25 protein-coding genes are annotated in these 23,104 nt (G+C 69.6%); 17 read left to right on the top strand and 8 right to left on the bottom strand.

Annotated features, from left to right (window positions below; translation table 11 throughout):
- The first annotated feature begins 23 nt into the window (after positions 1-23).
- Complete coding sequence (locus tag AWC24_RS08660) at positions 24-959, top strand: hydrogen peroxide-inducible genes activator (RefSeq protein WP_085083937.1); 936 nt, start codon at positions 24-26, stop codon at positions 957-959.
- A gap of 10 nt (positions 960-969) precedes the next feature.
- On the opposite strand, the gene AWC24_RS08655 is transcribed toward AWC24_RS08660, so the two are convergent.
- Positions 970-1,206 (bottom strand): (2Fe-2S)-binding protein, encoded by a 237-nt coding sequence (locus tag AWC24_RS08655; protein WP_085083935.1) that lies wholly within the window; start codon positions 1,204-1,206, stop codon positions 970-972.
- A gap of 10 nt (positions 1,207-1,216) precedes the next feature.
- Entirely contained in the window at positions 1,217-1,912 is a 696-nt protein-coding gene (locus AWC24_RS08650; RefSeq protein WP_234807302.1) for a fatty-acid--CoA ligase, read from the bottom strand.
- Positions 1,913-2,136: 224 nt separating this feature from the next.
- Between AWC24_RS08650 and bfr the strand changes: the two genes are divergently transcribed.
- From bfr to AWC24_RS08635, 3 genes are read left to right on the top strand one after another with little or no spacing between them, the layout of a single operon-like run.
- Entirely contained in the window at positions 2,137-2,619 is a 483-nt protein-coding gene (bfr, locus tag AWC24_RS08645; protein ID WP_085084067.1) for a bacterioferritin, read from the top strand.
- Between the two features lie 47 nt (positions 2,620-2,666).
- The gene (locus AWC24_RS08640) at positions 2,667-4,727 is read left to right on the top strand and encodes an MDR family MFS transporter (RefSeq protein WP_085083931.1); all 2,061 of its coding nucleotides are present in this window, start codon (positions 2,667-2,669) and stop codon (positions 4,725-4,727) included.
- 11 nt (positions 4,728-4,738) lie between these two features.
- A complete protein-coding gene (locus AWC24_RS08635) occupies positions 4,739-5,233 on the top strand; it encodes a carboxymuconolactone decarboxylase family protein (protein WP_085083929.1) in 495 nt (164 codons plus the stop codon).
- A gap of 25 nt (positions 5,234-5,258) precedes the next feature.
- Here the strand turns inward: AWC24_RS08635 and AWC24_RS08630 are convergent, their stop codons facing one another.
- Positions 5,259-5,738 (bottom strand): nuclear transport factor 2 family protein, encoded by a 480-nt coding sequence (locus AWC24_RS08630; RefSeq protein WP_407663423.1) that lies wholly within the window; start codon positions 5,736-5,738, stop codon positions 5,259-5,261.
- 274 nt (positions 5,739-6,012) lie between these two features.
- On the opposite strand from AWC24_RS08630, the gene AWC24_RS08625 reads away from it, so the two are divergent.
- Positions 6,013-7,776, top strand: a complete 1,764-nt coding sequence (locus AWC24_RS08625) for a CocE/NonD family hydrolase (protein WP_234807307.1) — start codon at positions 6,013-6,015, stop codon at positions 7,774-7,776.
- Between the two features lie 8 nt (positions 7,777-7,784).
- Here AWC24_RS08625 and AWC24_RS08620 read toward each other — a convergent pair whose 3' ends face one another.
- Both AWC24_RS08620 and AWC24_RS08615 read right to left on the bottom strand, forming a co-directional pair.
- The gene (locus AWC24_RS08620; protein WP_085084061.1) at positions 7,785-8,243 is read right to left on the bottom strand and encodes an SRPBCC family protein; all 459 of its coding nucleotides are present in this window, start codon (positions 8,241-8,243) and stop codon (positions 7,785-7,787) included.
- A gap of 112 nt (positions 8,244-8,355) precedes the next feature.
- Positions 8,356-9,345 carry an esterase family protein gene (locus AWC24_RS08615; RefSeq protein ID WP_085083927.1) on the bottom strand — a complete coding sequence of 330 codons (990 nt, stop codon included), beginning with the start codon at positions 9,343-9,345 and terminating at the stop codon, positions 8,356-8,358.
- Positions 9,346-9,709: 364 nt separating this feature from the next.
- On the opposite strand from AWC24_RS08615, the gene AWC24_RS08610 reads away from it, so the two are divergent.
- A complete protein-coding gene (locus AWC24_RS08610) occupies positions 9,710-10,804 on the top strand; it encodes a DUF7159 family protein (protein ID WP_085083925.1) in 1,095 nt (364 codons plus the stop codon).
- A 17-nt stretch (positions 10,805-10,821) separates the two neighbouring features.
- On the opposite strand, the gene AWC24_RS08605 is transcribed toward AWC24_RS08610, so the two are convergent.
- The gene (locus AWC24_RS08605) at positions 10,822-11,385 is read right to left on the bottom strand and encodes a YceI family protein (protein ID WP_109560375.1); all 564 of its coding nucleotides are present in this window, start codon (positions 11,383-11,385) and stop codon (positions 10,822-10,824) included.
- A gap of 128 nt (positions 11,386-11,513) precedes the next feature.
- Between AWC24_RS08605 and AWC24_RS08600 the strand changes: the two genes are divergently transcribed.
- From AWC24_RS08600 to AWC24_RS08565, 8 genes are all read left to right on the top strand, one after another.
- Entirely contained in the window at positions 11,514-11,936 is a 423-nt protein-coding gene (locus tag AWC24_RS08600) for a hypothetical protein (RefSeq protein WP_085083923.1), read from the top strand.
- Positions 11,937-12,028: 92 nt separating this feature from the next.
- Complete coding sequence (locus tag AWC24_RS08595; RefSeq protein ID WP_085083921.1) at positions 12,029-13,453, top strand: glucose-6-phosphate dehydrogenase; 1,425 nt, start codon at positions 12,029-12,031, stop codon at positions 13,451-13,453.
- A gap of 13 nt (positions 13,454-13,466) precedes the next feature.
- Positions 13,467-14,486 carry a phosphogluconate dehydrogenase (NAD(+)-dependent, decarboxylating) gene (gene gnd, locus AWC24_RS08590; protein WP_085083919.1) on the top strand — a complete coding sequence of 340 codons (1,020 nt, stop codon included), beginning with the start codon at positions 13,467-13,469 and terminating at the stop codon, positions 14,484-14,486.
- Between the two features lie 74 nt (positions 14,487-14,560).
- A complete protein-coding gene (locus AWC24_RS08585) occupies positions 14,561-15,556 on the top strand; it encodes a DUF4129 domain-containing protein (RefSeq protein WP_085083917.1) in 996 nt (331 codons plus the stop codon).
- Positions 15,553-16,035 carry a hypothetical protein gene (locus AWC24_RS08580; protein ID WP_085083915.1) on the top strand — a complete coding sequence of 161 codons (483 nt, stop codon included), beginning with the start codon at positions 15,553-15,555 and terminating at the stop codon, positions 16,033-16,035. Before AWC24_RS08585 ends, AWC24_RS08580 begins: the two co-directional genes overlap by 4 nt.
- An 8-nt stretch (positions 16,036-16,043) precedes the next feature.
- Positions 16,044-17,036 carry an AAA family ATPase gene (locus AWC24_RS08575; RefSeq protein WP_085084057.1) on the top strand — a complete coding sequence of 331 codons (993 nt, stop codon included), beginning with the start codon at positions 16,044-16,046 and terminating at the stop codon, positions 17,034-17,036.
- Entirely contained in the window at positions 17,033-18,322 is a 1,290-nt protein-coding gene (locus AWC24_RS08570) for a DUF58 domain-containing protein (RefSeq protein ID WP_085083913.1), read from the top strand. Before AWC24_RS08575 ends, AWC24_RS08570 begins: the two co-directional genes overlap by 4 nt.
- Complete coding sequence (locus tag AWC24_RS08565) at positions 18,322-18,765, top strand: hypothetical protein (protein WP_085083911.1); 444 nt, start codon at positions 18,322-18,324, stop codon at positions 18,763-18,765. The genes AWC24_RS08570 and AWC24_RS08565 overlap by 1 nt, the downstream gene beginning before the upstream one ends.
- 5 nt (positions 18,766-18,770) lie before the next feature.
- On the opposite strand, the gene AWC24_RS08560 is transcribed toward AWC24_RS08565, so the two are convergent.
- Together AWC24_RS08560 and AWC24_RS08555 are read right to left on the bottom strand one after the other, a co-directional pair.
- Positions 18,771-19,901: a nitronate monooxygenase gene (locus AWC24_RS08560; RefSeq protein ID WP_085083909.1), complete on the bottom strand. Its 1,131-nt coding sequence runs from the start codon at positions 19,899-19,901 to the stop codon at positions 18,771-18,773.
- Positions 19,902-20,012: 111 nt separating this feature from the next.
- On the bottom strand, positions 20,013-20,828 hold the full coding sequence (locus AWC24_RS08555) for an HAD family hydrolase (RefSeq protein ID WP_085083908.1): 816 nt from the start codon (positions 20,826-20,828) through the stop codon (positions 20,013-20,015).
- Between the two features lie 115 nt (positions 20,829-20,943).
- Here AWC24_RS08555 and AWC24_RS08550 point away from each other — a divergent pair, with 115 nt between their 5' ends.
- The 3 genes from AWC24_RS08550 (at position 20,944) to AWC24_RS08540 (ending at position 23,099) form a co-directional block, all read left to right on the top strand.
- Positions 20,944-21,189, top strand: coding sequence for a hypothetical protein (locus AWC24_RS08550; RefSeq protein WP_085083906.1), 246 nt, complete (start codon positions 20,944-20,946; stop codon positions 21,187-21,189).
- Positions 21,190-21,320: 131 nt separating this feature from the next.
- A complete protein-coding gene (locus tag AWC24_RS08545; RefSeq protein ID WP_085083904.1) occupies positions 21,321-21,800 on the top strand; it encodes a MotB domain-containing protein in 480 nt (159 codons plus the stop codon).
- Positions 21,801-21,824: 24 nt separating this feature from the next.
- On the top strand, positions 21,825-23,099 hold the full coding sequence (locus tag AWC24_RS08540; protein WP_085083902.1) for a competence/damage-inducible protein A: 1,275 nt from the start codon (positions 21,825-21,827) through the stop codon (positions 23,097-23,099).
- Positions 23,100-23,104: the final 5 nt, after the last annotated feature.

Raw genomic sequence — 23,104 nt, 5'->3', positions numbered from 1 at the left:
TACTTGGCACTACACTTATCGGTATGACCGATATAAGCTATCAGCCGACCCTGGCGGGCCTGCGGGCGTTTGCCGCGGTCGCCGAGAAGCACCACTTCAGCCTCGCGGCGGCCGGCCTGGGCCTGAGCCAGTCGACGTTGTCGCAGGCCCTGTCGTCACTGGAGGCCGGTCTGGGCATCCAGTTGATAGAGCGGTCCACCCGGCGGGTCTTCCTGACCGCCGAAGGGCAGCAGTTGCTGCCGCACGCCCACGCCGTGCTCGATGCGGCGTCGCAGTTCTCGGCGGCGGCGGCCGGGGTCGCCGATCCGCTGCAGGGCACCATGCGCCTCGGCCTTATCCCGACGGTGGCGCCCTACGTGCTGCCCGCCGTGCTGGCCGGCATCTCGGAACGGCTACCCGGCCTGAACCTGCGGGTGATCGAGGACCAGACCGAACGACTGCTCACCGGGTTGCGGGAGGGCGCGGTGGACGCCGCGCTGCTGGCACTGCCGGCCGAGGCCGCCGGCATGACCGAGATACCCATCTACGACGAGGACTTCGTGTTGGCCCTCCCGCCGGGGCATGCGCTGGCCGGCAAGCGACGGGTCTCGCCGGCTGCCCTGGCAGACCTGCCGCTGTTGCTGCTCGACGAGGGGCACTGCTTGCGGGACCAGGCGCTGGACATCTGCCGCAATGCCGGCGTGCGGGCCCAGTTGACCAACACCCGGGCGGCGTCCCTGGCGACCGCGGTGCAGTGCGTGACCGGGGGGCTGGGGGTGACGTTGATCCCGCAGACCGCGGTCGAGGTGGAAGCCGAGCGCAGCGGCTTGGCGCTGGCCCACTTCGCCGCGCCCCGACCGGGCCGGCGCATCGGGCTGGTGTTTCGCACCTCCAGTGGGCGCGAGGACTCCTACCGGCGGCTCGCAGCCGTCATCGGCGACGTGATCGCCGCGCGACACCGCGTCGACCTGGTCGGCTAACAGCCGCTGATCAGTGTGACCCGACCGGTGTGATGTCCAGGGCGAGGTGCCGCAGCGAACCGTTGGCCGGAGCGGACGGCACCGCGGCCAGCGTGGCCTCGATGATGCCGCGGACGGTGCACCGGCACCTGCCGCAGTCGCCACCGGCCCCGCACATCGCGGCGACCTCTTTGGACGTCGACGCCCCGGCCGCGACGGCGTCGCTCACCATCTGATTGGTGGCTCCGACACAAAGGCATACATACATGGCGATACCCCTACCGACCGTCGTCCACAGGCGTCATCAGATCGATTGCGGCAGCGAGCTTTCCGACGAACGGCCGGGGATACCCTCCGGCGCCGGAACCGATCATCCACTCCGCGGCGGTGTCCGGGTGGTCGATCCAGCGTTGCGCACTTGCCGCACTGTCGATCTCCAGCAGCGTCATCACCTCATTCCCGTCGTCGACGGCCTGATACACCCACACCTTGCGCACGCCGGCACCGGCGAATCGATCCAGTCCGCGGTGCACGTTGGCCATCAGATCCGCGGGATCGGCCACGGTGGACACCACCCCGACGATCACCTCCGCGCCGGATTGCCGCGGGCCGGGCTGGGCCAGGTTGATCTTCTCTCGGACCTCGCCGGCGAAGATCGCCGGCAAGTCGTTGACCCCGGAGCGGTCGAACCATTCGAAGACCGCGGGGGAGTGCAACAACTCCTTGACCGACACCCGGTGACGCAGGCCGATCGTCACCAGCACGCGGTCGGTTTCGACCGCCGAGGTGTAGAGCACCGCGTGGCGGGCGCCGAGGCTGATAAGCGGCGCATGGTCGTCGCGGATCAGCGACCAGGTCCGATCAACGTCGTCAACCCGGTAGTCCAGCGCCAGCACCAGCGAATGCGGATCGTCGCGATGGGACACACCATGGCCCGAACTGCCGACACGGCGGCCTGGCGTGGCTAGTCTCATGTTAGTAGAGTCTAACCTAACTTCAGCGCATCGCGTAGGCCTGGCCGGCTCACCCGCTTGGGCCGAAAGCCGAGCCGATGCGCCGATTCGACGCGCCGAGACACGGCTAATCACCCCCCTGGCACATCCGGCCTGCACTAGATTGAAATTCGGCGCGTTACGGCGATGAGTCACCCCCGTCCGTCGCGGCCGGCATGCGAGGTTCTTCACCCAGAGGAGTGATCATGCAAGGCGACCCCGAGGTTCTCAAACTGCTCAACGAGCAGCTGACCAGCGAGCTCACCGCGATCAACCAGTACTTCCTGCACGCCAAGATGCAGGCCGACTGGGGCTTGACCGAAGTGGCCGCCTACACGCGCGAAGAGTCCATGGATGAGATGCGCCATGCGGAGACCATCACCGACCGGATCCTGCTGCTCAACGGGCTGCCGAACTACCAGCGCATCGGGTCGTTGCGCATCGGCCAGACCCTGCGCGAACAGTTCGAGAGCGACCTCGCCATCGAGATGGAGGTGCTCAACCGGTTGCGGCCGGGCATCGTCATGTGCCGCGACAAGCAGGACAGCACCACCGCCAAACTGCTCGAGACCATCCTGGCCGACGAGGAATCCCACATCGACTACCTGCAGACGCAACTGGAGCTGATGGACAAGCTCGGCGAGCCGTTGTACCTGGCGCAGTGCGTCGCCCGACCGCCGACCACGTGACTTCCCCGGTCGATGCGGGTGCCCGCTAGCGGGTATCTGTCACCGGTATGAGCAGTTCGACGCCGGTCGCAGCGGAAACGCGGCCTGCGCCGGTCAGCTCGCAGCGTCGCAATCTGATCTTTTTGGCGATCGTGTTCGGCATGCTGATGGCCGCACTCGACCAGACCATCGTCGCCACGGCACTGCCGACGATCGTGTCGGACCTGGGCAACGCCGGCCACCAGTCCTGGGTCGTCACCAGCTACCTGCTGACATCGACTTTCGCGACGGTCCTGGCGGGCAAGCTCGGCGACCTGTTCGGGCGCAAGCTGGTCTTCCAGAGCGCCGTGGTGTGCTTCGTGCTCGGCTCGGTGCTGTGCGGATTGTCCACCTCGATGGTGATGCTGGTCGGTGCCCGCGCGCTGCAGGGCATCGGTGGCGGCGGCGTCACGGTCACCGCCACCGCACTGATCGGCGAGGTCATCCCACTGCGCGACCGGGGCCGCTACCAGGGCATGCTGGGCGCGGTCTTCGGCGTCACGACCGTGATCGGGCCGCTGCTGGGCGGGTACTTCACCGACTACCTGACCTGGCGGTGGGCGTTCTGGATCAACGTGCCGATCTCGGCGGTCGTGATGATCGTGGCCGGGGCGGCGATCCCGGCGCTGGCCGAGCGGGCCAAGCCGGTGATCGACTACGCCGGGATCGTGCTGATCGGGCTGGGCGCCACCGGATTGACGCTGGCGACCAGTTGGGGCGGCACCCGCTACTCCTGGGGCTCGGTGACGATCATCGGACTGTTCGCCGCGTCCGTGGCGGCACTGGCGTTGTTCGCCCGGGTGGAAAGCCGGGTCTCGGCTCCCATCCTGCCAACCCGGCTCTTCGCCGATCCGGTGTTCGCAGTCTGCTGCGTGCTGGCGTTCGTGGTCGGTTTCGCGATGTTGGGTGCGCTGACCTTCCTGCCGACATTCATGCAGTACGTCGACGGAGTCTCGGCGACCGCCTCCGGGCTGCGGACGCTGCCGATGGTGGTGGGCATGCTGGTGACCTCCACCGGCAGCGGCACCCTGGTCGGCCGAACCGGCCGGTACAAGATTTTTCCGGTGGTCGGCACCGCCCTGATGACGATCGCGTTCGCGCTGATGTCGCAGATGGACGCCGCCACGGCGGCCTGGCTGCAGTCGGCGTACCTGCTGCTGCTGGGCGCCGGCATCGGGCTGTCGATGCAGGTTCTGGTGCTTGTCGTGCAGAACACCTCGAGCTTCGCCGATCTCGGCGTGGCCACCTCCGGGGTCACCTTCTTCCGGACCATCGGCAGCGCGTTCGGCGCGGCGGTTTTCGGGTCGCTGTTCGTCAACTTCCTGGACCGCCGGCTGGGCCCGGCGCTCAGCGCGGCCGGGTTGACGGTCGACGCAGCCGGTTCCCCCGAAGCGCTGCACCGGCTGCCGGCGCAGCAGGCGGCGCCGATCGTGCAGGCCTACGCCGAGTCACTCGGCCAGGTCTTCTTCTGGGCCGCGCCGGTCGCGCTGCTCGGGTTCGTGCTGGCGCTGTTCTTGCGCGAGGTCCCGCTCAAGGAGTTGCACGACAGTGCGGTCGACCTCGGCGACGGGTTCGGCATGCCCACCACCGCCTCCTCGGACGAGTTGCTGGAGACCGCGATCGGCCGGCTGCTGCGCAACGAACCCGGGGTCCGGCTGCGCAGCATCGCGATGCGACCGGACTGCGAGCTCGATGTGGCCGGGCTGTGGACGGTGCTGCGCATCTACCGCTACACGCAGGTGTTCCGCACCGCGCGGCTCGGCGACATCGGCAAGAACCTGCGGGTGCCCTACGAGATCCTCGAACCGACCGTCGACCGCCTGGTCGCGCAGGGATATGCGCTGCGGGACGGCGACCACCTAGGGCTCACCCGGGCCGGACTGCAGCAGGTCCGGTTCGTGACCTCGCTGATCCAGGACTGGGTGAGCGACAAGCTGTCCCGCTCGCCCGGGTTCGAGGGCCGCCCGGAGCGCGGCGAGGTCGAAGCCGCGCTGCAGCGGATCGGCCACCGCGCACTGATCGACCGGGACTGGTCGGCGAACGGGGGAGAGTTCGCCGGCACGGCCCATGGTGATGGCAAAGCCGATTAGCATCGACGGGTATGAGCCGAATCGGAGACTTCCCCGCAGATGACCTGATGGCCTGGATGGCCAAGTCGCCCGAACTCGCTGCGGGCATCGGTGGATTCAGCACCGCGGTCTACAACAACGGCCGGCTGCCGATGCGCACCCGGGAGCTGGCCCGGATGGTGATCGCCTTCGACAACGAGTGCGCGGTGTGCGTCAAGACCCGCGACGCCGACGGTCCGGCGGCCGGCGTGAGCGAGGACCTCTACGACCATGTGTCGGAATGGCGCAGCTGGCCGGGCTACAGCGACGCCGAACGGCTCGCCGCCGAGTTCGCCCACCGTTTCGCCACCGACCACACCGGGCTACGCGACGACGAGGACTTCTGGTCGCGGTGCGCCGAGCACTTCAGCGACGAGCTGCTCGCCGACCTCGCGCTGTCGTGCGCACTGTGGCTGGGCATGGGGCGATTTCTGCGCACCATGGACATCGGTCAGGCCTGCGCGTTCACCCTGCCCAGCCGGGTGTGACGCCCGCCCGCGACGGACGCCCCGGTCAGATCAGCCCGGTGGCGTCGAACACCCACGACATGTCGGCGTCGGCCAGATCCGCCAGCCAGGTCGGCGGGGCGTGGGCGGTCAGGCCGGCCATGTCCCAGTAGTCCTTCCACAGCGTGATCTCGCCGTCGACCACCTTGTGCACGGTGACGAAGCGCAACAGCGCGGTTTCGCCGGTGGCCCAGGTCCAGGTCTCGGAGTGCTCGAAGACGACGTCGGAGCCCTCGGCGACCAGCAGCCCCGGGTGGTTGACGTAGCCGGCCAGCGGCTCCAGACCGACCTTGAGGCGCTTGATGATGTCGTGTGGTCCGCGGGCGGCCGCGGCCGGTCCCACCGGCATGTCGACATAGATGCAGTCTTGCGCCAGAAAGGCTTTCACCGCGTCCCAGTCACGACGCGATAGTGCCTGCCACATCTCGGTGACGATCTGCTTGAGGTCAGGCGGCTTGCCGACTCCGGGTTCCGGCCTACGACTCACATGCCGGAATATACGCGGCCACCGGTCAGGTGTCCGAGCGGGACGGGTGCACCTTTAAAGTCTGGGGCGGGAGGTGGTCATGCCGGAACCGCGGACGGCGCGCAACGTCACACTGATGCTGGCGGCAGTCGCTGCGGCGGGGGTCGCCGGTGTTGCGGTGCGGAAGTCGCGGCACGCGCGTCCGCGCAAGACCAGCGCCTCACCGCTGAGCCCGGAGTGGACCGTGCCCCCCGCACAGTACGGCGTCGGCGTGCGGCGCAACGTGGCCGTGCCGATGAGCGACGGCGTCGTGCTGCGCGCCGACGTGCATTTCCCGACGGTGCGCGAGACCGGGGAGCCCGCAGCCGGGCCGTTCCCGGTGCTGCTCTCGGTGACGCCCTACGGCAAGCTGGCCCCGCCCCCGGCCGCGCAGATCGGCGGTGGGCCCACCCCGCACCTGATCCGGCGCGGCTACATCGAGGCGATGGTCGACGTCCGGGGCACCGGGGCATCCGGTGGATCGTTCGAGATGTTGAGCGCCGACCAGGCCCGCGACGGCGCCGAGTTGGTCGCCTGGGCGTCGACGTTGCCGAACGCCAACGGCCGGGTCGGTATGTTCGGCATCTCCTACCTGGCGATCAACCAACTGTTCACCGCGGCCGCGGTCGGCCCGGACTCGCCGCTGAAGGCGATCTTCCCGGTGATGGCCGCCAACGACTTCTACCGGGATGTCGCCGCAATGGGCGGAACGCCTCACCTGCCTGCGGTGCGCGGCTACGGAGCGGTGTACTCGCTGCTCAATGTCGTCAACCCGACGTTGGAGTTCTTCACCCGGGGCGGACATGAGCGGCCCCGCTCCGGCGGGCTCGCGGCCGTGCGCCAGCGCGGCAGAGACCAGCGCAGCTACTTCGGGCCGCTGACCGCCGAAGTGCGCGCCGGCGGTGACGCCGCCTACGACGGGCCGTTGTGGGATGGCATGCGACCCGACCGGGTGCTGGCCGCGATCGCCGCCAACAACGTCGCCGTCTTCCTGGTGGGCGGCTGGCACGACGCCTTCCAGCGCGGAGCGCCGCTGAACTATGCCGGCCTGCAGAACGCCAGTGTGGGCCGCCCGGCGACCGCCCCGATGCAGCCCGGACAACCGGTGACCGACCGGATCCGGCTGATGATAGGCCCCTGGTACCACGTCTCGGACTTCGGCGGCCTGCACCTGCAGAATCTGCAATTGCGCTGGTTCGACCACTGGCTCAAAGACGATGCGGACGCCGCGATCTCGAGTTCCCCGTTCACCTTCCAGGCGATCGGTGACCGCCGCTGGTACCACAGCCGCGAGTACCCGCTCCCCGAAGCGACTCCGACCCGGCTGTATCTGGCCCCCGAGGGCCGGTTGGTGGCCGAGGCCCCGGCCGAACAGAGCGTGGCCGTGCTGCCCTACCGCTCGCGCGGCCCGATGTCGGGGCGCAGCCTGGAACAGTGGTCGTTGGGGCTCAACAGTTTCATGATCGCGGCGGCCGGCAGCCGCACTCGTCACGATCAGGACAACCGGCGGTTGCAGCGGGGCGCATTGACCTACACAACCGAGGCGTTCGACTCGCCGGTCCTGCTCGCCGGGCCGATCACCCTCAGCGTGCAGTTGACGGCCGACACCACCGAGACACTGCTGGTCGCCCATCTCGACGACGTCGCCCCGGAGGGGGTCAACCGCCCGCTGAGCCAGGGCGCGCTGCTCGGTTCGCATCGGGAGCTGGACCCCGACCGCACCTGGTATCTGCCGGACGGCACCGTCCTGCACCCGCACCACCTCAGCACCAGGTCGGCGGCGCGGCCAGTCGAACCGGGGGAGTTGACCGGCTACGAGATCGAGATCTTTCCGACCGCCGCGATGATCACCCCGGGGCATAGGCTGCGGCTGACCTTGACCACCTACGACTTCCCGCACCTGGTTCCGACCGCGCCCGCGCGCCGAACGCTGGCCGGCGGCACCTACCGCCTGCACCAGGGCGGGCCGGCGCCGTCGTCGCTGTTGCTGCCGCTGGCCGATCCGGACGTGATGAGCTGAAGCCGGTATCAGCCCTGCTCGGCAACGACGCGGATGCGCTCCAGGGTGAGCCGCATGTCACGGATGTTGTTGCGCTGCCGCAGAAATCCGCCGAACAGGTAGTAGTACACCTTGGTCAGAAAAGAGTCGGCCAGCCGGAATGACTCGGTGACGTCGGTGCCATCGGCGGTCGGGGTCAGCTCATAGCGCCACCGGTTCAACGCTCGATCACCGGCGAGCACCTCGAAGCCGAACACCCGATTCGGCTCGCACTCGGTGACCCGGCATGTCGTCCAGTACACCGGCCCGATCCCGTTGCGCCGGACGTGTCCGCGGAACCGGGCGCCCACCGCCGGGCCGGTGGCACCGTCGAGCCATTCGGCCTCGAATGTCTCGGGGGAGAATCGCCCGATGCTGCGGACGTCGGTCACCAGATCCCAGATCCGCTCTGCCGGGGCTGCCATGTGAACTGTTGCCGAACCCTGCATGATCGCCATCCAATCATGTTCGCGGCAGCGGGGTAGGACTCTGGGGGACAAAGCACGAGAAAGCACTGAGCCCCATCCGGAATCGGATGGGGCTCAGTGGTGGCTCGGATGTTTAGCCTTCGCCGCCACCGGCGCTGGCGCCGAGGTGGCTCTGCAGGTCCGGCTTCATCGCCTGCAGCTGAGCACCCCAGTACTCCCAGCTGTGCGTGCCGTAGTCCGGGAAGTTGAACACGGCGTTGCTGCCACCGGCCGCGGTGTAGGCCTCCTGGAACTTCTTGTTCTGCCCGATCATGAAGTTGCCCTCGAGGAACGTCGCGGGGATGTTGTCGCCGCCCAGCTCATTGGGGCGACCATTACCGCAGTAGACCCACAGCCGGGTGTTGTTGGCGACCAGCTTGGCGACGTTGAGCGTCGGGTCGTTGCGCACCCACGCCGGGTCGTCGTCGGGGCCCCACATGTCTTCCTTCTTGTAACCGCCGGCGTCACCCATGGCCAGGCCGATCCAGCTCTTGCCGTCGGAGGGGTTGACGTAGCCCGACAGCGAACCCGCGTAGGTGAACACGTCCGGGTGGTAGATCGCGAAGTTCATCGCCGAGGCACCGGCCATCGACAGACCGACCGCGGCGTTGCGGCTCTGGCTCACGCCGTATTCCGACGCCAGGTAGGCGGGCAGCTCGTTGGCGATGAAGGTTTCCCACTTGTAGGTGGAGCAGCCCGCCTTGCCGCAGGCCGGCTTGTACCAGTCGCTGTAGAAGCTGGACTGGCCACCGACGGGCATGATCACCGAGATGCCCGACTGGTAGTACCACTCGAACGCCGGGGTGTTGATGTCCCAACCGTTGTAGTCGTCCTGGGCCCGCATTCCGTCGAGCAGGTACAGGCCCGGGGATCCCGAACCGCCGCTCTGGAACTGGACCTTGATGTCACGGCCCATACCCGCTGAAGGAACCTGCAGGTACTCGACCGGCAGACCCGGCCGCGAGAACGCCGATGCGGTCGCCTCACTGCCCGTCAGGCCGATCAGCCCGGGCAGCGCTGCAGCGGCCACCGCGCCAACCATTAATCGGCGCACCCAGCGCATCCCTTTGGTCACGTCTGTCATTCCTGCCCCTTGTCGTCTGCGGAACGCTCTCGAAATATTTTCAAAGTAGCTAATCTGTCGATCGCGACGCAAAGCACGCCACCACTCGTGTGTCGGCCCTCACATGCGACAACGGCCGCTTCTGGCTACTAGGCGGCCGTCTCGGGACCCGACTCGCGACATAGCATACCCGATTTCGGGCCGGGACCCGGTTAGGCACAACCGCGGGACACGCGTAGGCTCGCCTCCGGTAAGCCGACAAAACCACACTGTCCTGGGCTGTCCCCGGTCCGTTCCGGTGCCCGCCGAGCCCTACCCCGGGTGAGGCGAAGGCTCTCCGCCGACGCGGTGACATCGCAGATCAGGACGATTGGGGTGCGCGATTTTGGACACGGTACTGGGGCTGGCGATGACGCCGACGACGCTCGGCTGGGTCATGGCAGACGGACGGGCCGAGCACTGCCCGACGCTTTCCGGGGACGAGTTCGGGATCAACCGCGGTGATGCCGGGCTGGATGCGGCGAGCATGGCCGCGTCGGCGTCGGCGGTGGCCGCCCGAGTTCGCACCGCGCTGGCCGGCCGCGGCGACCGGCTACACGGCGTCGGGGTGACCTGGAGCGATGAAGCGGCGGTCGGGGCGGCGCTGCTGCTGGAAGCGCTTGCCGACGCCGGCTTCGAGAACGTGGTGCCGGTGCGATTCAGCCGGGCGGCGGCGTCGCTGACCACGGGCGTCCCCACGCCCGGCGGACAGACCGCGGTCTGTGTCATCGAACCCGGATCGGCCACCCTGGTGCTGTTCGACGGCGCCGACGGCGAGGATCCGATCATCACCGGCTGTCCGATCGGTACTACCGACGAGGTGATCGAGTGGCTGGCCGACACCTTCGGGTCCGGCGGCCGGCGGCCGCAAGTGCTGACGGTGACCGGCTCCATGCGCGGCATGGACCGGCTCGGGCGCCGGCTCGAGGCCAAACTGTCGTTACCGGTCTTCGTTCAGGCCGGAGCCCAGCAGGCGTTGGCGCGCGGGGCCGCACGGGCGCTGGTGCCGCACGCGGAGCTGGCGAGTGCCCGGGCGGCGGGTCGGACCGGCCGGGCCGTGGCCGCCGGGCGTTCGATGTCGCTGCCCTACGCCGGGGCGCTGACGATGCTGACCGCGGGCGCGGTGATGTTCGTGGCGTCGGTGTCGGCCGCGGTGAGCCTGCAACTGAGCCCGAGCAGGGACCTCCCGGATGAGCGAGCGCCCGAACACGTGACGGTGGCGCGGGTGGCGGTCCCCGCCGCCCCGCCGCCCGGTGCTCCCGCGGGGCCGCCGCCGGCCGCCCCGGCGCCGCCGGCCGAGCTTGTGGAGGAACCGGTCGAGTTCGGAGCGCTGTGGGACGGGACGGATGTGCTCCCGGAGCCGCCGGCACCGCCGCCGCACGGTGGAGCGTCACTGTTGGAGCGGTTCCGCGAGCGAATTCCGCGTCTTCCCGGCCGCTGAGTCTTGCGGCCGCCGGGTCAGGACCCGCGGATCTCGTCGGCCGATACGGTCGCCGAGAAGGAAACCGTCACCTCGTCGGCGACCTGCATCGCCCCCATCAGCATCGAGTAGCGCCGCACACCGAAGTCGGTGTGGCGCACCACGGTGTCGCCGTCCACTCGCCACGTAGCGCGGTCGAGCCCGGTCACCTGCACGGTGATGACGTGCGGCTTCGTCCGCCCGCGAATCTCTAGGGCTCCGGTCAGCCGATAGCCGTCGTCGGTCGCCTCGATCTCGCTGCTCTCGAAGCGGATCCGGCCGTACTTGTCGGCGGCGAGGCAGTTGCGCGCGTTGGTGCGGATCAGCGCCTTCTCCGGACCGGTCAGCGGCGTCATGCCGCCCTCACCGCCGAGCACCCGCAGCGAATCGACCTCGATGGTCAGTGTCGCCGCGGTGGGCTGCTCGCCGGACCATGACACCACCGCCTGCCAGCGCTCCATGGCGATCGTGAGTCGATGACCCATCTTCGCGGCGCGGCCGGTCACACCCGTGCTGAGCTGCAGCCGACCGTGCGATGCGTCGAACTGTCCCTGCGCGGTCATCTGCGGCACTCTAGCCGCCCGGTGCATCGGCGGCATTCGGCGGATTCGCGATGAGGCGCCGCCGACACCCGTTAGGCTTCCCCGCGGGGCCGCCTGCTGGCCAGGATCGACAGACTAAGGGCTGAAGAATGATTCGTGAACTAGCTGCAGCTGCTTTCATCGCCGGAGCCGCCGGGGCAGCCGCCGTCGGCGCCGCACCGGCCGCCGGGGCCTACCCCGGTGATGTGCCGGGAATGGTCGACGGCCAGCGGCAGGGCGACGCGTGCTTCAGCTGGGAGCGCTACACCTTCGGCCACGGCCCCAACGGCCAGGCGCTGGCCTGCCATTTCATCGCCAACCAGTGGCCGCCCAAGGACACCGGGTTCTGGCAGATCTCCTACCCGCTCTACGGGGTGCAGGAGATCGGTTCACCGTGCCCGAACCCGCAGTCGGCCGCCCAGTCGCCCGACGGCCTGCCGCTGTTGTGCCTGGGCGCGCGGGGCTGGCAGCCCGGCGTCTACACCGGGGGTATCGGACCGTACTTCCCGCCCGGGATCGCCCAGGTCGGATGACCACCGCGTGAGCGCGCCCAGCGTCGGCGGCGGACAGCTTTCTTCCAGGCGGTTGCACTAGCTTCGGGCGGGGTAGCAGCAACACGCAGGAGGTGCCGGACTTGGGCGGACGCGCTGAGGAGACGTCGCAGCGGTTGGTGATCTTCGGGATAACCGGAGACCTGGCCCGCAAAATGACCTTTCGCGCGCTGTACCGCCTGGAGCGTCGCAAGCTACTGGAGGGCCCCATCCTCGGGGTGGCCAGCGACGACATCACCGTCGAGGAGTTGATCAACCGGGCCGCCGAGGCGATCCGTCGCACCGGCGAACCGTTCGACGAGGCGGTGTTTCGCCGGTTGGCGCAGCGGTTGTCCTATCTGCCCGGGGACGTCACCGATGCCGCCCTCTACGAACAGCTCGCCGAGCGGGTCGGCGCCGATCAGTCGTGTCTGTACTACCTGGAGATGCCGCCGTCGCTGTTCGCCCCGATCGTGGAGAACCTCGGCCGGGCCGGCTTACTGCAGCGATCCCGGGTCGCGGTGGAGAAACCGTTCGGCCATGACCTGGCCTCGGCCCGCGACCTCAACGCCCGGATGCGCGCGGTGCTGCGCGAGGACCAGATCCTGCGGGTCGACCATTTCTTGGGCAAGCAGCCGGTCGCCGACCTGGAGTGCCTGCGGTTCGCCAACACCACGCTCGCCGAACTGTGGGACCGGCACAGCATCGCCGAGATCCACATCACCATGGCGGAGAACTTCGGTGTCGAGGAGCGCGGCGGCTTCTACGACGCCGTCGGTGCGTTGCGTGACGTGGTGCAGAACCACTTGCTGCAGGTGCTGGCGCTGGTCGCGATGGAGCCGCCGGTCGGACCCGGTGACGATGACCTCAACGACAAGAAGGCCGAGGTCTTCCGCGCGATGCCCGCCGCGGACCCGGCGCACTACGTCCGGGGCCAGTATCGCGGGTATGCCGAGGTCCCCGGCGTGGCCGACGGATCGCAGACCGAGACCTTCGTAGCGCTGCGCCTAGAGATCGAGAACTGGCGCTGGGCGGGCGTCCCGATCTTCCTGCGCGCGGGCAAGGCACTGCCCGAACGGGTCACCGAGGTCCGACTGTTCACCCGCCGGGTGCCGGCGCTGGCGTTCATGGCGCACCGGGAACGGGCCCAACGCAACCAGATCGTGTTGCGTATCGATCCGGACCCGGGGCTGCGGCTGCAGCTGGTGGCCCAAGACGATCAGGACGCTCGAGCCTGGCGTGACGTCCACCTGGACTCCTCCTTCGCTCACGATCTGGGTGAACCGATCCGGCCCTACGAGCGGCTATTGCATTCCGCGATAGTTGGCGACCGCCGACTGTTCGCCCGGGAGGACAGTATCGAGGAGACGTGGCGGATCGTGGCCCCGTTGCTCGAACAACCCGGCGAGGTCCACCCCTATGAGCGCGGCTCGTGGGGGCCGGAGGCCGCCCAGGCACTGGTCCGTGGCCACCGCAGTTGGCAGCGGCCCTGGCTGCCGGCGTGCGCCGGGTCCCGGTGAAAGGAGGACGGACATGCGGTTGGGAATGATCGGCCTGGGGCGGATGGGCGCCAACCTGGTGAGGCGGCTGGTCGATGACGGCCACGAATGCGTCGTCTACGACCACAATGCCGACGTGGTCGACGCGCTGGCCGCGGAGACCCACGCCACCGGGGTGTCCTCACCGGCCGAGCTGGCGGAGAAACTACCTGCGCCTCGGGTGGTGTGGGTGATGGTGCCGGCCGGCTCGATCACCAGCGGGGTCATCGAGGAACTCGCCCACACGCTGAGCGCGGGCGACATCGTGATCGACGGCGGGAACTCTTATTACCGTGACGACATAGCGCACTCGAAGCTGCTGTCCGACAAGGGTATTCGTCTGCTCGACTGCGGCACCAGCGGCGGGGTGTGGGGTCGCGAGCGGGGCTACTGTCTGATGGTCGGCGGTGACCGCGATGCGTTCGACCACGTCGAGCCGATCTTCGCCACCATCGCGCCGGGAGTCGACGCCGCCCCGCGCACGCCGGGACGTGACGGTGCGATCGGCCAAGCCGAGAACGGCTACCTGTACTGCGGCCCGTCGGGAGCGGGGCACTTCGTGAAGATGGTCCACAACGGCATCGAGTACGGGATGATGGCCTCGATCGCGGAGGGGCTGAATATCCTGCACCACGCCAACATCGGCAAACAGGACCAACGCGGCGACGCCGAGACCGCCCCGCTGAGCCATCCCGAGTTCTACCAATACGACATCGACATCCCGGAAGTCACCGAGGTCTGGCGGCGGGGCAGTGTGATCGGCTCCTGGTTGCTGGACCTGACCGCCGGCGCGCTGCAGAAATCTCCGGCGCTGGAGGAATTCGCCGGGCGGGTCTCGGATTCCGGCGAGGGCCGTTGGACCGTGATCGCCGCCATCGACGAGGGTGTTCCGGCTCCGGTGCTCACCACCGCGCTGTATGCCCGATTCGCTTCCCGTCAACTGTTCGAGTTCGGCGCGAAAGTGCTCTCGGCGATGCGCAAGCAGTTCGGCGGGCACGACGAGCGGACCGGCTGAGCCGACCGTGCCCGGCGCCGGGCGCGGTACCGGCGATCCTGGCCGCCCGCCGCGCCGGCATGCCAGTATTGGGCATGCCGCACCGACGGCGAGCCACCCAGACCAGTGCTGCTCCGATGCGGGCCGGTGCGGATACGGCGCCCGGCCGGGTGATCGCGCTGATCGTGCTGGTGCTCGCGGCCGGGGCGGCGACGCGCGGTTATGTCCCCGGCGTCGCCCACCACCCGCGGCGGCCCGCCGAGGCCGGCCCGGTGGAACAGCTCATCCTGGCCGCGCTGCTGGCGGCCTCCGTCGTGGCCGTCGCGGTCGCCGTCGCCCAGCGGGCACGTGATCAGCGCGCCGCGCCCGGCAGCATCGGCGAGTTGTCCCGGACGGTCGGCGCCCACCGGGGACGGCCGCCGTGGCGGGTGCTGCTGATCGGGTTGGCGGTGCTGACGGCGTGGCTGCTGGCGGTCTGGGTGTTGGTGCGACTGGGTGCAGCACACCGTTTCTCGATCCCGGCCGGGTTGCCGGGAACACCCGGTGCGGCGCCCGCGTCGCCGACCGGCTCCGACGATGCGGCCGCCATCCCGTTGCGCCCGCCCTCGCACGGCCCGGCTCCGCTCGGCTATCTGTTGGCGCTCACCGCGGGCCTGCTGGTGCTGCTCGCGGCGATGCTCGTCGTCGCACGTGCCCGTCGGGTCCCGTCGGCTGCGCCGCTGATCGATGCCGCACCGGCTGCCGCGCCGCCGCTGACCACCGGCGAAACCCTGGCGCGGGCAGCAGAACTCGGCCTGACCCGGATCGCCGACCGGAGCAGGGAGCCGCGGGAGGCGATCATCGCCTGCTACGCGGTGATGGAGCGCCATCTCGCCGACGTCCCCGACGCCGCCCCGCGGGAATTCGATACCCCCACCGAGGTGCTGGCACGGGCCGTCGAACACCACGCGTTGCCGGCCGGCAACGCATCCAGACTGGTGGAGCTGTTCACCGAAGCGCGTTTCAGCCCGCACCTGATGACAGAGGCGCATCGCGCCGAAGCGGTCGCGATACTGCGCCTGGTGCTCGACGAATTGCGGGCTCGGACATGAAGACCGTTGTGCTACAGGGTGTGCTGCTGGTGCTCGCGGTGCAATTGGCGGTGCTGTTCACCCACCAGCGACAGCTGCTGCTGTGGGGCGCCGGCCTGGCGGTCGCGGTCCCACTGCTGGGCATCCGCCAGCTGCTCGGGGCCGGTGGGCGCGGCTCGGCGGCGCCGTCGGCGCTCGACGAGCCCGGCGAGTCGTTGCGGCGGTGGCTGTCGGGCACCGAGGCCAGAATCCGCTGGGCGGAGTCGACGAGGGCCGACTGGGATCGGCGCTGGCGACCCATCCTGGCCCGCCGATTCGAGGTCTCCACCGGTCAGCGGCGCGCGAAGAACGAGGCGTTCAACGCCACCGGGGTGATGCTGTTCGGTGCGGAGCTGTGGCCCTGGGTCGACCCCGGCAACGTCGCCCCTGCCTCAGACCGCGGGGACGGCCCGGGACGCGCGGTGCTCGAAGAGATCCTGTACCGGTTGGAGCAGCGGTGAGCGCGGGGCTGTCCGGTACGGCGGAGACCACCGCCGAGCGTTGCACCGCCGTGCTCGACGAGATCGAACAGGCGGTGGTCGGCAAGCGTCCCGCGCTGCGGCTCATTCTGACCGCGGTGCTCGCCGGCGGTCATGTGCTCATCGAGGATCTGCCCGGGCTGGGCAAGACGCTGATCGCGCGATCGTTCGCCGCCGCGCTCGGATTGGACTTCACCCGCGTGCAGTTCACCCCGGACCTGCTGCCGGCCGATCTGCTCGGCACCACCGTCTACGACATGGCATCGGGCCGTTTCGAGTTCCGGCGCGGGCCGATCTTCACCAACCTGGTGTTGGCCGACGAGATCAACCGGACCCCGCCCAAGACGCAGGCCGCCCTGCTGGAGGCCATGGCCGAGGGGCAGGTCAGCATCGACGGGCAGACTCACCGGCTGGCCGCACCGTTCATCGTGCTGGCCACCGACAACCCGATCGAGTACGAGGGCACCTACCCGCTGCCGGAGGCGCAGCTGGACCGGTTCGCGATCCGGCTGCGCCTGGGTTACCTGTCGGAGCAGGGCGAGGCGGCCATGCTGCGCCGGCGACTCGACCGGGGAGCCGCGCTGCCGACGGTGCGCAAGGTGGTCGACGCCGACGATGTGATGGCGATGCGGGATTCGGTGGAGCAGGTCAGCGTGCACGACGACGTGCTGCGCTACGTGGTGTCACTGGCCAACGGCACCCGTCACCACCCGCAGGTCGCCGTCGGCGCCAGCCCGCGATCAGAACTCGATCTGATCCAGCTCGCCCGGGCGCGCGCCCTGTTGCTCGGCCGCGACTACGTGATCCCCGAAGACGTCAAGGCGCTGGCCACTTCGGCGGTCGCACACCGGATCGCGCTGCGGCCGGAGATGTGGGTGCGGCGCATCCAGGGCGCAGATGTGGTCGAAGAACTGTTGCGACGGCTTCCGGTGCCGCGAACCCAGGGTGCGCCCGGACCCGCATCGGATACGGCGCCGCCGTGACGGGCCACCCGGAGCCCGGCGAGAGCCCCGGCGAGGACCCCGGCGTCGATATCGAATTACGCTGGCATGCTTCGCCATTGACACATGCTCTGGCAGTCGGTGCGGGCCTGGCGCTGGTGGTGGCGGTGGGCGCGGCGCGTTGGCAGCTGATCGCCTTCGCCGCGCCGCTGCTGGGCGTGCTGTGCTCGCTGGGCTGGCAGCCAGCACTGCCGGTGTTCCGGGTGGGCGTGAACCCGGACTCGCAGCGCTGCTTCGAATCCGAGCCGGTGGAGCTGACGGTCCGGGCCGCCGCGGTCGCCGGCGAGGCGAGCGCGATCGGGGTGGCGGTGTCGGGGCACCAGGCGATGAGCCTGCACAGTGCAGGTGGTGTCGCCGGGTCCCCGACGGTCGTGACGGCCCACGCGCAACGCTGGGGCCGTTACCCGATCCGGGCCACCGTCGCCGCGGCGGCACGGGGCGGGTTGCTGGCCGGGACGGCCACCGTCGAGGTCGCAGAGGTCGCGGTGTTCCCGTCAGCGCCCCCGCAGGCCACCCCGATCCCGCACAGTGAACTGCTCGACCGGGTCGGGACGCACCTGACCCGGCATTCGGGCCGCGGCGTGGAGTACGCCGACATCCGCCCCTACCTCCCCGGTGATCCGTTGCGTTCGGTGAATTGGCCGGTCAGCGCGAGACGGGGGAGGCTGCACGTGACCGAACGGCTGACCGATCGGGCCGCCGACGTGGTGGTGCTGATCGACGGCTACCCGCAGCCGCGCGGGCCCGCGACGGCCGCGACCGAACGCTCGGTGCTCGGCGCGGCGCAGGTGGTGCAGACCGCGTTGCGCAACGGTGACCGCGCCGGCGTCGTCGCGCTCGGAGGCCGGCAACCGCGCTGGGTGGGCGCGGATATCGGGCAGCGCCAGTTCTATCGCATCGTCGACGCCGTGCTGGGAGCCGGCGGCGGCTTCGAGCACACCACCGGGACGCTCGCACCCCGGGCGGCGGTGCCGCCGGGTGCCCTGATCATCGCGTTCTCCACCCTGCTGGACACCGAGTTCGCGCTCGCGCTGACCGACTTGCGCAAACGCGGGCACGTGGTGCTCGCCGTCGACGTGCTGGCCGGCCCGCCGTTCGAGGAGGACCCCGATCCGCTGGTCGCCCGAATCTGGATGCTGGAGCGCACCGCCATGTACCGCGACATGGCCACCATCGGCGTCGACGTCGCATCGTGGCCGCAACAGCAGACACTGGAACAGTCGATGCTGCTGGCGACACAGCCCCACCGTCCGACGGTGGTGCGGTGATGGGGGATCCGGCGGGCGCCGCCACCCTGCCGCTGGTGCTGTCCGGGGTGTGCGGGATGGCGATGGCGGCGACGGTCGCCGCCGGCGCATCCGGGGTGGCGGCCGGCGCGGCGCTGGCCGCCGCCGGTGCGGTGCTGGCTGGTTTCCGGTGGCGCGCAGCCGCGACGGCTGCGGTGCTGCTGGCAGTCGTTGCGATCGGGATCAGCGATCCGCCAACGGTTTCGGCGGCCGTGGCCGGGCTGACCGCGGTGGGCTACCTGGTGTTGCGGCACGCCGGCACCATGACGCTGCCGACCGTGATCGCCGCCCTCGGGTTCACCGTCGCCGGTTCGGCGGCCACGGCGTTCCCCTGGAGTTTGCCGTGGCTGCCGCTACTGGCGCCGTTCGTGGTGCTCGGTGTCGGCGTCGTTGTGGCGCAACCGTTTCTGGCCGCCGGACGGTGAACCGGTCAGACGCCGGAAGCCTCGTTGAGCGCTTCCAGAGTGCTGGTCGCCTCGAGGTACTCCTGCACCCAGCGCTCGATGACGGTCGAGGTCTTCTCCACCTTGGTGAACTGGCCGACGACCTGGCCCACCGGGTTGAACGCCACGTCGACGCTCTCATTGGGGTACTTGTTCGTGGCCCGCACCGCCATACCGGAGACCATGTACTGCAACGGCATGCCCAGCGGCTTGGGGTTCTCCGGAGCCTCCCACGCCTCGGTCCACTCGTTGCGCAGCATCCGGGCCGGCTTTCCGGTGAAGGAGCGGCTGCGGACGGTGTCACGGCTACTGGCCTTGATGTAGGCCGCGTGCTGGGCTTCGGTGTTCGAGGACTCCTCGACCATCAGCCACTGCGAACCGGTCCAGGCGCCCTGGGTGCCCAGCGCCAGGGCCGCGGCGATCTGCTGACCGCTGCCGATGCCGCCGGCCGCCAGCACCGGCACCGGTGCCACGGCCTTGACGACCTCGGGCCACAGCACGATCGACCCCACCTCGCCGCAGTGCCCGCCGGCCTCGCCGCCCTGGGCGATGATGATGTCCACGCCGGCCGCCGCGTGCTTCTGCGCCTGCCTGGCGGAGCCGCACAACGCGGCGACCTTGCGGCCGGACTCGTGGATGTGCTTGATCATGTCGGCCGGCGGCGTCCCGAGCGCGTTGGCGATCATCGTCACCTTCGGGTGCTGTAGCGCCACCTCGACCTGCGGGGTGGCGGTCGCCTCGGTCCAGCCGAGCAGCTGCAGGCTGTCCTCATCGGCGTTCTCGACCGGGACGCCGTGGTCGGCGAGCAGCTTCTTGCCGAAGTCGATGTGTTCCTGGGGCACCATCGACTGCAGTTCCTTGGTCAGGGCGTCGGCGGACAGCGTGGACTCCATGCCCTCGTACTTGTTCGGGATGACGATGTCCACGCCGTACGGATGATCGCCGATGTTCTCGTCGATCCACTTCAGCTCGATCTCGAGCTGCTCAGGGGTGAAGCCGACCGCGCCGAGCACCCCGAAACCGCCGGCCTTGCTCACCGCGACGACCACGTCGCGACAGTGCGTAAAAGCAAAGATCGGGAACTCGATACCGAGTTCGTCGCAGAGGGGAGTGTGCATGATCTACTCCTTCACAGGGCGGCGGATTGAAGTGGAACGTGTTCTAATTTAGTACCAGACCCGGGCGCGCCGACACCAGTCGGCCACCAGGTGAGCCGTTTGGACCCAACACTACCGCCGATCGTGTACCGGGTCAGCGGGTGGCGCGCTCGGTAGTAAGGCCCGTAGCACCGCCACCCCGAAACCGGCGGCGCGACGCAAGGATCGGCCGGGCGCACGGCCGGGACCGCTGACATGCAGCACCGGCCAGCCGTGCCCGGCGGCCAGCGCCGCCAGCCCGGGCCGCGGATTGACCGGCCGGGGCCGGCCCACCAGCGACATCAGCGCGGCATCCTCGTCACCGTCGGCGTAGAAGAAGCTCTGGCCGAGGTCGACCCCGTTGTCCGCGCAGAACCGCTGCACCGCAGCCGCCTTTTGGCGGCCCCACACCACCGGTTTGACGATGTCGCCGGTCAGCAGGCCCTGTTCGTCGAGTTCGAACCGGTTACACAGCACCTGTCCGATACCCAGGTAGTGGGCGACCGGTTCGGCGTGGATGGTCAATGCAGAGGAGCTCAGCACCACACTGTGGCCACGTTGCTGATGGGCCCGGACCACCTGCTGCATGAGCGGGTAGATCCGGCCGGTGATGTGGTCGGCGAAGAGCCGCTCACCGACCTCGTCGAGCTCACGGATCGATTCGCCGCGCAGATAACCCGCCGCGCGCGCCAGGAGTCGTTCGAATTGCATGCGGCCCAACCGGTACCGCACGGCGGCCTCGACGACGCCGAGTACCTCCCCGGCCCGGGCCTGGCGCCGGCGGATCCGGTCGCCGGCATGTGCGGTGGCGGTGAACCCCGACACCAGCGTGCCGTCCAGGTCGAAGAACGCCCCGATCCGGGCACCCGGCTCGGTGTCGCCGATCTCGGCGATCAGATCGCTGGTCATCGGCGTCGATGTTACGGCCGGCCGCGCCGACGGTGGTGGTCACGCGCCGCACCGGTGGTGGCGAAACCGGCAGCTGATAGCGTGTTCGGCCTATGGCGAAAACGGACCGGCGCAAATGAGTACCGACACCAGTGGGACCACTGCGACCGAGCTGCGGCAGCCCCTGGCCGCGCAGGCCGAGCAGCTGGGCTGGCAGCGCACCCAGCGGGAGCGCGTCGACATCTACGCCCGGGGGGTCTTCCAGGTCCACGCCGTGTGGCGCGATGCCGACAAGCTTAACGGCGGCGCGCACTACGAGGACTCCGTGTTGCTGGCTTACACCACCGAGCTGGGCAAGATCCAGAGCTGGCTGGCCAGGTAGGGCCTCGGTAACCGGGGCGGCTCCGGTTCGCAACGGTTGCATAACCGCCCCTCGTGTCACTCGGGCAGCATTTTTCACACGGCTAACTTCGGTCCCGACCTTGTTTTTGTTATCGGGATGGGGAAGAAGCCATGTCACGAATCCGTAAGTACCTCACCGTCGCGGCCGGTGCCGCCGCGGGACTGTTCCTGGGGGCGCTCGCGTCCAGCGCCGCCGCCGCCGCGGACGTCGCTCCGATCAACCCGGGGCTGCCGGGTGTGGTCGAGCAGATGGTCGCGTCCTCGACGACCATTCCACAGCAGCTGCTGGCGACCACCGCCTCCGCGCTGACTGGAACGTCGCTGGCGCCCGCCGCCTCGCCGGCGCAGTCGCCGATCGCCACCGCCACGCTCAACGTGCCGCAGACCTCGACGCCGGCCACCCAGGCCACCGGGATGCCCGGACTGCCCGGGTTCCCGGCCAACCTGAGTTCGGTGCTGCCGTTCCCGTTGCCGAACTTCGGCGGCACGACACCGGTGGCGGCCGCGCCGACCACGATGGTGCCCGGCGCGTTCGCGCCGTCGGCTCCGGTGACGCCGATGGAGGTCATGCTGATTCCCGGCTTGCCCTGACGCTGAGGCCGTAATCTCGGACCGGTGAGCGCACGCGCAGGAATCGTGGTCACCGGTACCGAGGTACTCACCGGGCGGATCGCAGATCGCAACGGACCCTGGCTGGCCGACCGGCTCCTGGAACTGGGAGTCGAGTTGGCGCACATCACGATCTGCGGCGACCGGCCCCGCGACATCGAGGCACAGCTGCGGTTCCTGGCCGGCGAGGGTGTCGACCTGATCATCACCAGCGGCGGTCTGGGGCCGACGGCCGATGACCTGACGGTCGACACCGTCGCCCGGTTCTGTGGCCGGGATGTGGTGCTCGACGCCGCACTGGAGGCCAGGATCGCCGAGATCCTCAAGCCGATGATGGCGCGCTACAGCGGTCCGGGCGCCCCGGACTTCGCGACGGTCCGGGCGGCCAACCGCAAGCAGGCGATGATCCCGGCCGGCTCGACCGTGCTCGACCCGGTGGGCACCGCCCCCGGGGTGGTGGTGCCCGGCACCCCGACGGTAGTGGTGCTGCCCGGCCCGCCGCGCGAGTTGCAACCGATGTGGCACAAGGCGATCGGCACCCCCGAGGTGCAGCTCGCGATCGCTGGGCGGACCCACTACGAACAGCAGACGGTGCGGATGTTCGGGTTGCCCGAGTCCGGTCTGGCCGACACGCTGCGATACGCGCAACAAGTCATCCCGAACTTCCTGCGGCTCGAGATCACCACCTGTCTGCGCGGCGGCGAGCTCGAGATCGTCACCCGCTACGAGCCCGACGCGGCGGCGGCCTACAGCCAACTGCTGGCGGTGCTGCGTGAGCGGCACGCCCGGGCGATCTTCTCCGAAGACGGTTCGCGGATCGACGATCTGGTGGCGCGGCTGCTGGCCGGCCGGTGGATCGCGACCGCGGAATCCTGCACCGCGGGTCTGCTGGCGGGCAGACTGGCCGACCCACCCGGGGCGTCGGACTACCTCGCCGGCGGGGTGGTGTCCTACGCCAACGAGGCGAAAGCGGACCTGCTCGGCGTCGACCCGGCTCTGATCGCCGAGCACGGGGCGGTCTCCGAACCGGTGGCCGAGGCGATGGCCGCCGGCGCGCTGCGCCGCTTCGCCGCGGACACCGCGGTGGCGATCACCGGAATCGCCGGGCCCGGTGGCGGAACGCCGGACAAGCCGGTGGGCACGGTCTGTTTCTGCGTGGCCCTGGGCGACGGCACGCGGCTCACCCGGACGACCCGGCTGCCGGGGGACCGGGCCGACGTCCGGGAACGGTCGACGACGGTGGCGATGCATCTGCTGCGCCGCACATTGTCAACCGGCTGATGGCG

Source organism: Mycolicibacter senuensis (genome assembly GCF_002101885.1).
Lineage (GTDB): Bacteria > Actinomycetota > Actinomycetes > Mycobacteriales > Mycobacteriaceae > Mycobacterium > Mycobacterium senuense.
The sequence above is the reverse complement of the archived record's forward strand: the minus strand, read 5'-3'. Positions and strand labels throughout refer to the sequence as shown.